Below are 13,389 nucleotides of genomic sequence, written 5' to 3'. Positions count from 1 at the left end.
GCCTGCGGCCCAGGGGCCCCCGGGGAGACGGCCGATCCCCCGGCAGGAACCCATCGCACCGGCCCCAGCACCTGCACACGGGCCCCACGCGTAACTGGCACCACCACAGGACACCCCTCAATAACCCATCACGCATTAGCCGTTGAACGGCTCCTTTTCCTCATGTGACCACGCTGTACGTGCAGAAGCCATGCTTCTCGACGTCATGATCCGTAGATGCGACCGCTTTCGGCCACCGCGGCGGAGGGAGTACCGATCGGACGCTCAACACTCCCAGCGGAATAATGTTTTCGCAGTTCCCTCGCAAGAGGCATTCGCGCCACCTCCTGCTGCACCGCCATGATGAACCCGACGTCGGATATCTTTAACTCGACGACCGACCAGAACAGTTGTGATAGGGGACGGATCCCCGAATGGAGAGCCGGGGGAATCCTCGGATAAGGCAAAATCCGCATTGATCAGGGACGCCCTGTGCGGAACTCCTGAGCAGGGCGGCGAGTTCTCCGCGGCCCGCAAACGACGGCGGAACAGGACAAGGGCGCCGACAGCTCCGGGATCAGGGGCGGGGAGTGCCATTGACGGGCGACGTAGGCACAGGCGTAGGTAGAGGCGCAGGCATAGGCGCAGGCATAGGCGCAGGCGCAGGCCGGTTCAGCCGCCAGACCACCTCGATCCCGCTGCCTGAGGGAGCTACGGGCGGCGTTGCCCGTTCCCGCAGGACTTCGGTGAAGCCCAACCGGCGCGGAACGGCGGCGCTGGAGGTGTTGGCCAGGTCGTGCGCGATTTCCAGGTACTCCACGTCCGGCAGGGTGAACATCTCGGTGGCCAAGGCCGCCGTCGCTCTCGTGGCGATGCCCTGGCCAGTGGCGGCGGGGTGCAGCCAGTACCCCATGCGCCGACCCTGGGGTTCGGCCCCGCGGTAGGTCTGGCACATGCCGAGAAGAGTGCCGTCTTCGTCGATGGCGTAGTTGTACACGTCACCGCTCGCCCACTTCGACTCGGCCTTGGTGAGGAAGTCCCGGGTGCTCTCCTCGCTGTGCGAGGCGACCCACGGCTCCCAGGGGCGCAAGTGGTCCAGCGACTCCTCGATCAACGTGAGGGCCGGAGCGAAGTCGCTCAGCCCCCGCCAGCGTCGCAGGACGAAGTCTCCGCACTCGATGATCTGCCTCGGTCGCTCCATGACGGCCATGATCGTACGTTTTCGGCGGCTGCGGGCGGCTGCGGGCGGGGGCCTTGTGTACGAGGTCCCCGGGGCAGCCCGTGGCAAGGTCTTTCAGGTGTCCGTGGCGCGTGCCCCGGCATCGGCGACGGCATCGACCACGGTGCCTCCGGCCTCGGGGCTTCAGTAGGCGGGACTGCCCGACGGAACGGGCGCGACCGTGCGGTCGCCGAATGCGGTCCACGGGAGCCAGCCGCTGCCGGGCCGGGCCTGTACGCGGGTGCGTATCCGTCCTTGGGTGGTGACGGCGAAGACGTGGATCCGTCCGGTGGCGTCTGCCGTGGCCGTGGGCAGGGCGGCGAGCTGGACGCCCGGCTCGCCGAAGTCGTCGGCAGGGTCCCAGCTGCCGCCGGGGGTGGCCTGCCGGCGGTGGCTGAGCAGGGCTCCGCCGGGCGACAGGGCGAAGGCGTCGAGCCTGCCGTCGGCGTCGGTGACGAGCGCCGGGGCGGTGGCGGTCCAGCCGAACATCGGCTGCCAGGCGTCCCAGCCTCCGCTCGGCACGGTCTGGCGCCGGGAGAACGTCGCCACACCGGACGGGGCCGTCGCCGCGACGGTGAGCCTGCCGCTGCCGTCGCGTGCCACGCGCGGCGCGGTGCCGGCCGCGGTGCCGAAGCGGCTCCACTGCGCCCAGGCGCCGTTGGGCGTCTCCTGCCACCGGTGGTAGATACCGGCGCCACCGGGCGCGAGGGCGAAGACTTCCAGCCGCCCGTCGGCGTTGGCGGTGACGACGGGCGGTGCGCCCGCGGGCCCGCCGAAGCCGCCGTCCCACGCGCCCCAGGTCAGTGATCCGGGTGACGTCTGCCGTCGCCGGGCGATGGCGGTGCCGCCCGGGGCGAGCGCGAAGGCGTCCAGTCCGCCGTCGGCGTTGCGGGCGACGGCGGGGGCCGCGCCTGCCGGGCCGCCGAACTCCTCCCAGTCGTGCCAGCCACCGTCCGGCCGCTGCACCCGGTGGTGCAGGTTGGCACCACCGGGTGCGAGGGAGAACACCTCCAGCCTGCCGTCGGCGTTGCGGCCGAGCGTGGGAACCGCCCCGGCCGGTCCGCCGAACGGCTCCCACGGCGACCACGTGTCGGCCTGCGGGTCGAGCTGGACGCGTTGCAGCATCGAGTGGTCGCCCGCGTCCAGCGCGAACACGGTCAGCCGGCCGTCGACATCGAGTCCGGCGACGGGGTTGTCGACGCTCTGCCAGGGCGGTGGTGTGTCCCGCCACTGCAAGGGAGCGAGGGAGATCCCCTGGTGAAACCAGCCCGCGGCACTGCCGTACCACTCCGGTCCGTCGGTGACGACCTCGACGGCGTGACCGGGCACGTGGCCTGCATAACCGCCGAGGTCGAAGGAGAACGGGTTGCGGGACGCGAACACGTCGGTGCCGTCGTAGCCGTTGCGGGGCCCGATGAACAGGTAGTACCAGCCGTCCCGCTCGACGACGTAGGGCGACTCGGTGACCGATACCGTCGCGGCCGTGGTCGCGTCGGTGAACGCGATTCCCGGTTCGCTCCAGTGCAACAGGTCGCCGGAGCGCCGGAAGGCCACCACGTGCCGGCCCGACCGGTCGGCCTGTCCGTCCTGGCCGCCCCGTCCGTCCTGGCCCTCTTGTCCCTCTTGGCCGGACAGTTCGGTGTAGTACATCACCCACTGGCCGGCGATCCTCACCACCATCGGGTCGCGCGCCACGCGCCCCCGGAAGAGCGGGCCGGTCGGGATCCGCGTCCAGGTGAACAGGTCGGTCGAGGTGGCGAGGTTGATCGCGGCACCGCTTCGGCCGCCGGCGGCGTAGAACATCCAGTACGTGCCGCCCGCCTCGATGACGTGCGGCGCCCACAGGTGTTCCTCCCCGAAGTAGGCCGGGTCGGCGGTCAGCGCGTCGGCGTGCGTGGTCCACGGTCCGTACGGGTCCGGGGCGGAAGCGTGGGCGAAGGAGACCTCGGCCGCGCTGTCGGGGGCCTGGCCGGGAGGCGCACCGGCACCGACGATGCTGAACAAGTGCCACCGGCCGGCCGCCTTGATGAGCGTGTGGTCGTTCAGGTAGCGCCGTACACCGGAGGTGGACGGATCGTAGACGTGCGTGAAGGGCCCCGCGCCGATCCACTGGTGGGGCGCGGGCGGCGCGGCGTTGGCGACGGTGCCGCCCACGGCTCCCGGCAGTGCGAGGGCGCCCGCCGCGGCGCAGCCCTGGAGCAGACGGCGTCTGCTGATCGGATGCATGGGTTGGTCCTCCCGCAGGGGGTGCCGCGGCCGGCCGGGGCGTCGTCGTCCCGGCCGGCCGCGGGTGTCGGTTCACTTGACGGGCGGGCCGGCAGTGCTGTTGAGCCAGGCCCATTCGGACCAGGAGCTGAAGCCGGTCTGCCACCTGTGGTAAACGCCGGCCTGGCTGGTCCCGAAGACCTCGATGCGACCGTCGGCATTGGCCGTGGCGCTGATCTCGGTTCCGCCGGTTCCGAAGTTCTCCCAGTCGGCATAGGGGGCGTTCACGCCCTTCTGCCAGATGTGCGCGGCGGTCTCACCGTTGATGGCGAAGACCTCCACCCGCCCGTCGGGGCTGCGGTCGCTGGTGAGCTGAGAATTGGCGGGACCGTGCGCCGGCTCCCAGCCGGACCAGTCGGTCGGGCTCGTCTGGTACCGGTGGAAGACCCCCACCGGACCGGAGGCGAACACCTCGATACGGCCATCAGCGTTGTGGTCGACGGTCACGTCGTGGCCGCCACCGCCGAAGTCCTCCCACTGCGACCAGCCGCCGTTGACAGCCGTCTGGTACTGATGCTGGAACGTGCTCCCGTTGAGCGCGAACACCTCCAGCCGGCCGTCGACAGCCTTCTCCATCTTCACCCGGCTGTCCGCAGGACCGCCGCCGGAAGGCTCCCAGGTCGACCAGCCGCCGTTCGGAGCGGCCTGATACCGGTGGAACACTCCCTTCGGCCCTGAAGCGAACACCTCGATGCGACCGTCGCCGTTGACTCCCGCGGCCACGCTGCTCCCGCCGGTACCGAACGCCTCCCAGTCGGACCAGGCGCCGGACGGGGAGAGCTGATAGCGGTGCTGGGCGACGTCGCCGTTGATCGCGAACGCCTCCAGCCGACCATCGGCATTCGGCGCGATCGCGAGCTGCGCGTTGCCGGGACCGCCCAGCCGCTCCCACTCCGACCAGCCGCCGTTGACCTGGGTCTGCCAGGCGTGGTGCACCCCGTCGGCCCCGGCCGCGAACACCTCCAGCCGGCCGTCGGCCGACCGCGCCGACACCACCCGGCCCGACTCCACCGGATACACCAGCGGCGCGGGTCCGGGGCCCGGATGCCCGAGGCGCGCCACCGCGGCGCGGGCCTCGTCCATGTGCCGCAGGTGATGGCCCATGACGTACGTGGACCACGGCTGCCAGTTCTTCCCCTCGTTGGAGATGCGGTAGGCCGCGTTCGCGTTGCACTGGGCGTCGTAGGCGCAGGCGTCGTCGACCTCCGCGTGCCAGTAGTTGTTGATCTGCCACAGCCCGCGGTCGGTCGAGGCGGGGGTGTTGCCCGTCGTGTTGGACGCGGACGGGTTGCAGCTCGACTCGGCCAGCGCGACGGCGACGGCGAGTTCCAGGGCCTCGCCGCGCCAGCCCGCGTTGTAGCCGACTTGGGCGCACAGGTCGCTCGCGTCCGCGTGTGCCGGTGAGGCACCGATGACCAGGCCCGCCGTGGCGAGCAGGGGAGCCAGCACCGTCACGACGATGCGGCGGCAGGCGCCCGGCACGGCGACGCGGTGGCGAGCACGCGAGACGACAGTACGGTGGCGGGTACGCGAGACGACGGTACGGTGGCGCGTACCCGGCACGACGGTACGGTGACGAGCGCCTCCGGTCGGCTTCGGCGAAGCCGTTCTCGCTCGCCGGGAGCCCAGGATCGATATCAACTGCTGCCCTTTCAGGTGGCCGGTCATGGGATGGGGGGACCGGAGGTGCTGTTCACCCAGGACCACGGCGACCAGGTGCTGAACCCGGTCTGCCACTTGTGGTAGACCCCCGCCTGGCTGGTGCCGAAGACCTCGATGCGGCCGTCGGCGTTGGTGGCGGCGGTGATCTCGGTGCCGCCGGTGCCGAAGTTGTCCCAGTCGCTGTAGGCGGCGTTCAAGCCGTTCTGCCAGATGTGCGCGGCGGTCTCACCGTTGATGGCGAAGACCTCCACCCGCCCGTCGGCAGTGCGGTCGCTCGTGAGCCGGGAATTGGCAGGCCCGCGCACGGGCTCCCATTCCGACCAACTGGTGGGGTTCGTCTGGTACCGGTGGAACACCCCCACCGGCCCCGAAGCGAACACCTCGAGACGGCCGTCGGCATTGTGGTCGACGGTCACGTCATGGCCACCACGGCCGAAGTCCTCCCACTGCGACCAGCCGCCGTTGACAGCCGTCTGGTACTGATGCTGGAACGTGCTCCCGTTGAGCGCGAACACCTCCAGCCGGCCGTCCGGCGCCTTCTCCATCTTCACCCGGCTGCCGGCGGGGCCGCCGCCCGTGGGCTCCCAGGTCGACCAGCCGCTGTTGGGCGCGGTCTGATATCGGTGGAAGACGCCCACCGGACCGGAAGCGAACACCTCGATGCGGCCGTCGGCGTTGACTCCGGCAGTGACCGTGCTTCCACCCGTACCGAAGTCCTCCCAGTCCGACCAGGCGCCGGACGGCGACCGCTGGTATCGGTGCTGGACGGTGTCGCCGTTGACCGCGAAGGCCTCCAGCCGCCCGTCGGCATTGGGAGCGATCGCGAGCTGCGCGTTGCCGGGGCCGCCCACCCGTTCCCACTCCGACCAGCCGCCGTTGACCTGGGTCTGCCAGGCGTGGTGCACCCCGTCGGCCCCGGCAGCGAAGATCTCCAGCCGACCGTCGGCCGACCGCGCTGACACCACCCGGCCCGACTCCACCGGATACACCAGCGGCGGAGGCCCGGGGCGTTCGCCCGGCGTGCACGGGATGGTCACGCCGCGTTCTGCGAGGTAGGGAACCGGGTCGATGCCATGACTCATGCTGGTGTCGCGTCGCACCCGCAGGTGGAGGTGGGGACCGTCGGCCTGGCCCTCGGCACCCACGAGCGCGATGCGCTGACCGGCCGTGACCCGTTCGCCCACAGCCACGTCCCGCCGGTACATGTGCCCGTACTCGGTCACCGTGCCGTCGGCGTGCAGGATACGGATCCACTGGCCGTAGCCGTCGGCGGGGCCCGAGTTGATGACCTCGCCGTCGCCCACGGCATGGATCGGAGTGCCGTAGTCGGCGGCGATGTCGATGCCGTCGTGATCGCGGGCGCCGCCGAAGCCGTCGGAAATGAAGCCGACCGTCGGGCAAGCAGCGGCGAATCCGGCCACCTGGGCCCGAGCGGCGGCCGGGGATGTCGTCACCAACGACGGCAATACGGTGACTGCCGCCGCGAGAACGAGGCGCAGCGCACGTCTGGAAAGACCGTGTAGCACGTGGCGTCCTTCCCCTCTCGGGGTCATGTAGGAACGGACGGTTGAGGTACTGTCGGGGCTCGCTGAGCGACGGCTCGCGCGCACCGGCGGGGAGGACGCTAGCCACGGCCGCCCGGCGAGGGCACCGGGAACGCTACGGATTGACGCTGCGTAGCTGAGCTGTTAGCAGCAAGCATCGCCGGGCCTCTCTTTACCCACGAGGGGCAGGGCGCCCAGGCCCTCGCTACGATGCCGGCATGCTGTCGATGGTGGTGGCACCGTGGGGACGCGATCCGGTGGTCCTCCGCAATGCGGACGTACCTCATGATGCGGCGAGCATGATGAAGGTGGCCGTCCTGGCGGCGCTCTGCCGCAGCGGTGTCGACCTGGACGCGCAGATACCGGTGGTCAATGAATTCCGGTCGGTGGCGGGCGGCAGCTACGGCAACAGCCCCGCATGGGACAGTGATCCGTTGCCCTGGGAACGGGTCGGCGGCTGCGCTTCGGTGCGCTGGCTTGCCGGGCGTATGGTCACCCACTCCTCCAACCTGGCGACGAACCTGTGCCTTGCGCAGGTCGGGCACGAGGCGGTGGCCCGGGTCTGGCGGCGGGCGGGTGCCACGGCCGGCGGCAGCCCGCGCGGGATCGAGGACTACGCGGGGCGCGACGCCGGTGTCCACAACCGCGTCTCCGCCCGGGACCTCGTCCGGCTGCTGGAGTCCCTGGAGCCGGAGGTGCTGGCGCTGCTGGAGCACAACGCGCACCGCGTGGACATCGCGGCCGGGCTGCCCCCGGGGACTCCCCTGGCCGGGAAGAACGGCTGGTTTCCCGGGATGCGTCACAGCGCGGCCGTCATCCGGCCCGCGGACGCGGCACCGTACGTCCTCGCCGTCTGCTACACGGGGCGGCTGGCGAACGGCCACGCTGCCGACGATCCCGCCGCTCGGCTGCTGGCCCGTGTCTCAGCCGGAGTGTGGCGGCACCGCCACGCCCTCACCGGCCGCGGCGCCTGACGCCGAGCGGCCGCCCGGGGACCCGCCGTTCCCGGATGAGCCGAAGGCATCGTGGCCGGGGACGGTGGCCGTCAGGGCTTCGAGGGCGGTGGGGTTGAGCAGGTTGATGCGGACGTAGCCGGGGTGTCCGTCGAGCTCGAAGTACCGCTCGTCGAGCGCCAGGAACCAGCGATGCGGGACGCGTGGCCGGCCGAAGAGGAAGAATCCGGTCTCGGCGGGTGTCCGGGCGGCGAGCGCGCCGCTCGCGGTGAAGCGGGCGTGGTTGTCCCGGATGTGCCCGACCAGGTCCCCGTTGCCGTGCCCGATCATGAGGTCTGCGGCGCGGTGGGCGAACAGCCGGTCGGAGACGGCGACGTCGCCGTGGAGGTTGATGTGCAGGTCGGCCAGCTCCTGACGCAGCGCGGCGGGCACCAGCAGGTGGGCACAGCGGTATCCGTGGAGGGACAGGTACTTGGTGGGGCACACCATGCGCAGCGTGTGCTCGGCCGGGAGCAGGGCGCTCGCCTCGCCCGGCCTCCCGTCCCAGGGCATGTACTGGAATGTGCCGTCCACGAACACCAGCGACCCCGTGGCCTGCTGCCACGCCGCGATCGCGTCCAGCACCTCGGCCGGCACCCGACGCCCGGCGTACCAGACGGGGTCGGTCAGTACGAGCACCGTTCGTTCCTCGGGCAGGCTCAGGTCGAATTCCGGCTGATACGCGTGCCCGGAGGCCACCGGAACCGGCTCGATGCCGAACCGGCGTAAAAGGTAGGCCAGTTTGTAGTAGACGGGTGCCACGTAGTGGATCCGCCGGTGTCCGTTCACGGCGAGCCAGGTGACGAAGGTGCCGAGCACACTGCTCGAACCGCCGGCCGGGACGACGTTCCGCTCTCCGTAGGCCACACCGTCGTACCGCTGATGCATCGCGGCGATCTTGGACCGGAGGTCCAGGTCCTCGTCCAGACCCGCGTACCGGGTGATGTCCGCCAGATGACGCGGCGCGGTATGGGCGAGCGGCCCGAGATACCGCTCCACGTAGGGATGGCCGCCGTTGTAGTCGGAGAGGAACACGCGGGCGCCCGGTTGCTGCCGCTCCGCCTCGATGTGTTCGTGCAACTCCAGCATGCGGAACAGCGAAGGGCGCGCAGTGCGCCCGGAACCGGTCTGCATTCGTCCCCCTACGGAATACGGAACCGGGCCTCGGCCGACCGCAGGTCCTCCTCGATCATCGCCGCCGGCCCCGCCGCGAGGCGTTCCCGCAGACGGGCCTTGTTCGCGTCCCACTCCGGCCCGGCGACGTAGTGACGCGGATGCTCCAGGTGCAGGCAGGTGAGGGAGGGCTCGGCCATCCAGGCCCGGACCGGCGGAACGCGCGAGGCGATCTTCGTCAGCAGGTCGTCGTCCTCGCAGCCCCAGCCCGTGTAGGCGGGGCAGTACCCGCCTACCTCCGCGAACCGCTCGGCCGGCATCATGAGCTGGCCCCAGTGGAAGGGGGCCTGGCGTTGCATCCACGACGGCAGGTCGGGGTCGTACGCGGGCGGTGGCGGCCAGACCATCGGGGTGGGCATCCGTACGCCGCCCGCCCCCATCAGTTCCCGCTCCATCCGCTCACCCCCGTAGGGGACGAGCGCGGGGCCGGGGGCCGCCGTGACGTAGCAGGTCCGCCCGGCCGGGGCCGTCACCCGGATGTCGACGGGCTCCGGCAGGCCGGCACGCTCCAGGGCCGCGGCGCCGCCGGGCAACCGGTACATCCAGGGCTGGGCGAACGCGGCGCCGTCCGCCAGCCGCAGGGCCCGCCGCACGTAGTCCCGGCCCAGCGGGAGGACGTCGGAGTCCGTCAGGCACAGCACGGGCGACCGGGCTTCGGCGGCGGCGATGTTGCGCAGCGTGCCCGCCGACCGGATGCCCGGGTCGGCGTGGACGACCCGGACCCCCGGGAGGTCAACGCCGAGGTCCCCGGCGGTCGCCACGACCACTTCGCAGGGCACGTCCTGCGCCAGCCAGGCACCGGTGACGGCGGCGAGGCCGGCCCGGCCGCCGTGGTCCCCGTACAGCGGTATGGTCACGGTCACTTCGGGCATGAGGTTCCTTCCTGCCGGGCACGGCGCCAGCGCGCCGAGGGGCTGAACTCGACGCCGTTCTTCCACAGGTGCAGCAGGTGATGACAGGCGGCCGGCCCCTGGGCGGCCAGCAGGTCGGCATGTTTGGCGAGGATGTACTGGTGCTCGTCCACGAACTGCTTGCCGGGGGAGGCGAAAGTGAGCGACTCGGCGTGCCGCCGGTAGGAGAAGAGGGCCCGCGGGACGATGTCTCCTTCCTGCCCCGAGCGCTCCAGCCGGATCAGCAGTTCGACGTCGTCGAGCGTGGGCAGGCGCTCGTCGTAGCCGCCGACGACGGCCAGGGCCGAGCGTCGCAGGAGGCGGGTGCGTTTGCCGCCGGTGCTGAGGAAGGGCATCAGGGCGGGGACCGTCCCCAGAGGCGCGTCCATGGTGTTCACCAGTCCGAAGTGCCGTACGTAGCAACTGACATGGCCCAGCTCCGGGGCCCGTTGGAGCGCCGCCAGGGCGGTGGCGACGCAGTCGGGCTCCAGCAGGTCGTCGCCGTCGAGGGGGAGGACGAACTCGCCGCTCGCCGCGGCGATGCCCGCGTTGTACGCCGACCCGGGCCCCCCGTTGGGCTTGTCGACCTTGACGACGCCGGTCAGCGCGTGGAAGGCGGCACGCGTCGCGGGATCGGTGGAGCCGTCGTTGACCACGACGATCTCGGTCCGGGGGTGGGTCTGCGCCCGGACGGAGGCGATGGTCTCGGCGAGCCAGCGGCCCTTGTTGTAGACGGTGATCACCACGGAGACGACGGGGGTGCCTCCGGCGCGCTCCTTCCGGGGTCCTCGGCGCGCTTCGCGGTAGGCGTCGGCGAGGAGCCGCACAGCGGTGACGGGGTCGCTGTGGGACCGCGCGACGGCGGACCCGAGCCGGGCGGTCGCGTCCAGGAGGTGCGCGTCGGCGCCGGTGAGCCGGGCCAGCAGCCGGACCAGCGCGTCCGGATCGCCCGCCGGGGTGACGAACCCGGACACCCCGTCCGCTACGAGCTCCGCGGTGCCACCGCCGGAGGCGCACACGACCGGGCAGCCGTGGCTCATCGCCTCCAGCGCCTCGTAGGGGCGGTTGTCCCAGCGCGCGGGGACCACGCACAGCCGCGTGTCCCGCCACAGGCGCCCCCGGTCGGGGACTGCGGCCGGGTCGAGGAACGTGACGCGTCCGCGCAGCGGACCGGTGACGAGACCGTCGAGGTACCGGTCGAGGTACCGGTCACCGAGCAGTCCCGCGCCGGGGCGGCCGGCCCTGCGGCCGAACAGCGTGAAGGTGAGGTCCGGGTCGGACTCGGCCAGCCGGGCGGCCGCGGTCAGGAACACGTCGGCTCCGCCCAGGGCGCTGACCGGTCCCGCGAACGTCACCTGCCGCAGCGGTTCGTCGCCCGGCGGCCGCGTGAGGAGATCAGAGGGGGCGAGCGGGCAGGGGCTGTAGCGGCACTCGCGGTTGAGGGACCGAGCGAATGCGGCGACCCGGTGCGAGGGGAGCAGCACCAGGTCGGCATGGCGGAGGCAGTACTCCTCGGCGTACACGGCCATCGCCCGGTCGGTGTCCCCCGGCTGTTCTCCGCTGAGGGGACCGGTCAGCGAGGCGGGCGCGTGCGCCCGTACGGTCAGCGCGGTGTCCGGGAATTCGCCGAGGAGTCGCTTGGCCCGGATGGTCGTCAGCCCCTCGCCGTCGCGGTCGGGGAATTCCACCGCGTCCAGCCCTGATGCCGCGGCGAGCGCGCGCAGGGCCTCGTAGATCCGGTCGGCGTGGGCGTGCGCGGGGGTGAAGTAGGCGTACCCCTCCGGCCGGGTGGCGAGCGGGACGGGGCGTAGGCCGTGCCGTTCGGCCTCGCCGAGGTCTCCGGTGGCCGACAGCAGGTGGACCCGGTGGCCGTCACGCACCAGTTGCCGGCCTGCGTTGAGGACGTAGCGGCTCACCTGATCCCACGAGGGGCGGAAGTCACGGACCACCAGAGCCACCCGTAAGCCTCCCCCCTGCCCCTGCCCCGCCCTCGCCCCCGCCGTCACAGCCGCCGGTAGCACTGGTCGCCCACCACCATGATGTCCACACCCCGCTTCTGGCAGTACCGCGTCAAGTCGGACATGCGGTTGATGAAGCCGAGGCCGTTGAAGTTGAGCGAGGTGTTGCACAGCACCCCCGCGCCGTACTGCGCGGCGAAGGCCGAGAGCAGGGTGTGCAGAGCTGGGTTGGTGTCCGGGGTGACGGTCTGCACGCGGGCCGAGCCGTCCACGTGGGTGACCGCGCGCAGGTCCGCCGAACGCACCTTGCGGAAGTAGAGCATGTACGGGTCCTCGAAGCCGCCGTGGAAGAGGCGGTCGGTGTCCTCGGCACGGCAGCAGGGCGCGATGGGCCGGTAGCCCTCCCTCTTCTTGATGGCGTTGAGCCGACCCCTGGTGCTCTCCCGGAACGGCTCGGCCAGCAGCGACCGATGCCCGAGGGCACGGGGCCCGATCTCCCAGCGGCCCTGCACCCAGGCCACCACCGCGCCCTCGCCGATGGCCCGGGCCAGCACACTGTGGTCCAGCGGGGACCGCTGCCAGATGGCGGGATCGGCCTCGATGTCGTGGACGAAGTCCAGGCCGCGGTAGACGTCCCACTCGATGCGCGGGTCGCCGGTGAAGTGGGCCAGGGCGTCGGCGGCGGTGCCGATCGCCGAGCCGGAGTCGTTGGCGACGGGCGGCACGAACACGGAGGAGAAGTGGCCGAGCCCGGTCCACATGGCGTTCCAGTCGCAGTTCAGGCCGCAGCCGCCGGAGACGAGGAGCGGTGTGCCCGCGGGCAGGTGCGCGCGGGCGGCGTCGGCGAAGATCCTGAACAGGCGGCTGCTCAGCAGTGCCGCCGCTGCCTTGGTCCGGGGCGATTCGACGCCCGCGTCGTACAGCGGGGAATCCCGGAAAGCGTGTTTCGGCGGCGGGTAGACGGTGGGCAGGGCGAGAATCCGGTCGACGGCCTCCGTGGTCTCCCGGTCCGCGTCGCCGGGATCGGCGTAGGCGGCCAGTGCCATCAGCTTCCCCGCGTCTCCCAGCCGGGGCGCCTTGGCCTCCGCGGGGAAGGAGGGGTCGGCGAGCGCGAAGAGGAAGGCGTAGCGGCCGCCCGGCTCGTCCAGCACCGGAACGTGGCGCACGATGCGGCAGTCCCGGTCGACGAGGTAGAAAGCACCCGTCTCGCCCTCCCACACCAGGACGCTGCGCCATTCCGCGTCGTCCGGTGGCGCCAGGGCGAGTGCCGCCATGATGTGCGAGCGCTCGTGGGAGGACGAGAACCAGCGGACTTCTTTGCCGAAGAAGCGCGAGGTCCGCTGTTCCACAGCGTGCGGTCCGGTGTACCCCGCCCCGATGGCCCGGTGCGTGACCTGCCAGTCGGGCTTCCAGCCGCCGAGCGCAATGACGTCGGGCAGGTCACCGGCCAGCTCGGCTGCCTGGAGCAGCCCCGGGGCGCCCACGGGAGCATAGCGCTTTCCGGAGTCCTTCTCCGCCTCCAGCGAATACAGCAGCTTGCGGTCCCGTACGACGGCGATCGTTCCGTCGTGATCCGGCTTCATGGCGAATATCAGCAATTTCGGACCCTTCTCGGCAGGGGGCGGACATGGCTTCCTCCCGCCGGGTTCGGCGGTTCCCGGGCCCGCTGGCCGAAAATCCCGCGGCCGTGTTCTGCGGAATGATCCG

At 71.6% G+C, this 13,389-nt stretch carries 9 protein-coding genes; 1 reads left to right on the top strand and 8 read right to left on the bottom strand.

Going from position 1 to position 13,389, the window contains the following annotated elements:
- Nucleotides 1-556: 556 nt before the first annotated feature.
- The 4 genes from NQU55_RS15480 to NQU55_RS15465 all read right to left on the bottom strand — a co-directional run bounded on the left by NQU55_RS15480 (nt 557) and on the right by NQU55_RS15465 (nt 6,651).
- Complete coding sequence (locus NQU55_RS15480) at nt 557-1,180, bottom strand: GNAT family N-acetyltransferase (RefSeq protein ID WP_240977022.1); 624 nt, start codon at nt 1,178-1,180, stop codon at nt 557-559.
- Nucleotides 1,181-1,342: 162 nt separating this feature from the next.
- On the bottom strand, nt 1,343-3,424 hold the full coding sequence (locus NQU55_RS15475) for a DUF8189 domain-containing protein (RefSeq protein WP_168096563.1): 2,082 nt from the start codon (nt 3,422-3,424) through the stop codon (nt 1,343-1,345).
- 72 nt (nt 3,425-3,496) lie between these two features.
- Nucleotides 3,497-5,026, bottom strand: coding sequence for a DUF8189 domain-containing protein (locus NQU55_RS15470; RefSeq protein WP_256790723.1), 1,530 nt, complete (start codon nt 5,024-5,026; stop codon nt 3,497-3,499).
- A 101-nt stretch (nt 5,027-5,127) separates the two neighbouring features.
- Nucleotides 5,128-6,651, bottom strand: a complete 1,524-nt coding sequence (locus NQU55_RS15465) for a DUF8189 domain-containing protein (protein WP_256790749.1) — start codon at nt 6,649-6,651, stop codon at nt 5,128-5,130.
- A 236-nt stretch (nt 6,652-6,887) separates the two neighbouring features.
- Between NQU55_RS15465 and NQU55_RS15460 the strand changes: the two genes are divergently transcribed.
- A complete protein-coding gene (locus tag NQU55_RS15460; RefSeq protein WP_168096811.1) occupies nt 6,888-7,643 on the top strand; it encodes a serine hydrolase in 756 nt (251 codons plus the stop codon).
- Here the strand turns inward: NQU55_RS15460 and NQU55_RS15455 are convergent.
- The 4 genes from NQU55_RS15455 to NQU55_RS15440 are packed head-to-tail and all read right to left on the bottom strand — an operon-like array spanning nt 7,593 to nt 13,265.
- Nucleotides 7,593-8,750, bottom strand: a complete 1,158-nt coding sequence (locus tag NQU55_RS15455; RefSeq protein ID WP_256790722.1) for an aminotransferase class I/II-fold pyridoxal phosphate-dependent enzyme — start codon at nt 8,748-8,750, stop codon at nt 7,593-7,595. The two genes, NQU55_RS15460 and NQU55_RS15455, sit on opposite strands and share 51 nt — an antisense overlap.
- Before the next feature lie 53 nt (nt 8,751-8,803).
- Nucleotides 8,804-9,706 (bottom strand): galactosyltransferase-related protein, encoded by a 903-nt coding sequence (locus tag NQU55_RS15450; RefSeq protein ID WP_168095615.1) that lies wholly within the window; start codon nt 9,704-9,706, stop codon nt 8,804-8,806.
- Complete coding sequence (locus NQU55_RS15445) at nt 9,694-11,682, bottom strand: glycosyltransferase (protein WP_168095616.1); 1,989 nt, start codon at nt 11,680-11,682, stop codon at nt 9,694-9,696. The genes NQU55_RS15450 and NQU55_RS15445 overlap by 13 nt, the downstream gene beginning before the upstream one ends.
- A gap of 44 nt (nt 11,683-11,726) precedes the next feature.
- Nucleotides 11,727-13,265, bottom strand: coding sequence for a carbamoyltransferase C-terminal domain-containing protein (locus NQU55_RS15440; protein ID WP_277355434.1), 1,539 nt, complete (start codon nt 13,263-13,265; stop codon nt 11,727-11,729).
- Nucleotides 13,266-13,389 lie beyond the last annotated feature (124 nt).

The organism is Streptomyces telluris, assembly GCF_024519335.1.
GTDB classification, from domain to species: Bacteria; Actinomycetota; Actinomycetes; order Streptomycetales; family Streptomycetaceae; genus Streptomyces; species Streptomyces telluris.
The sequence above is the reverse complement of the archived record's forward strand: the minus strand, read 5'-3'. Positions and strand labels throughout refer to the sequence as shown.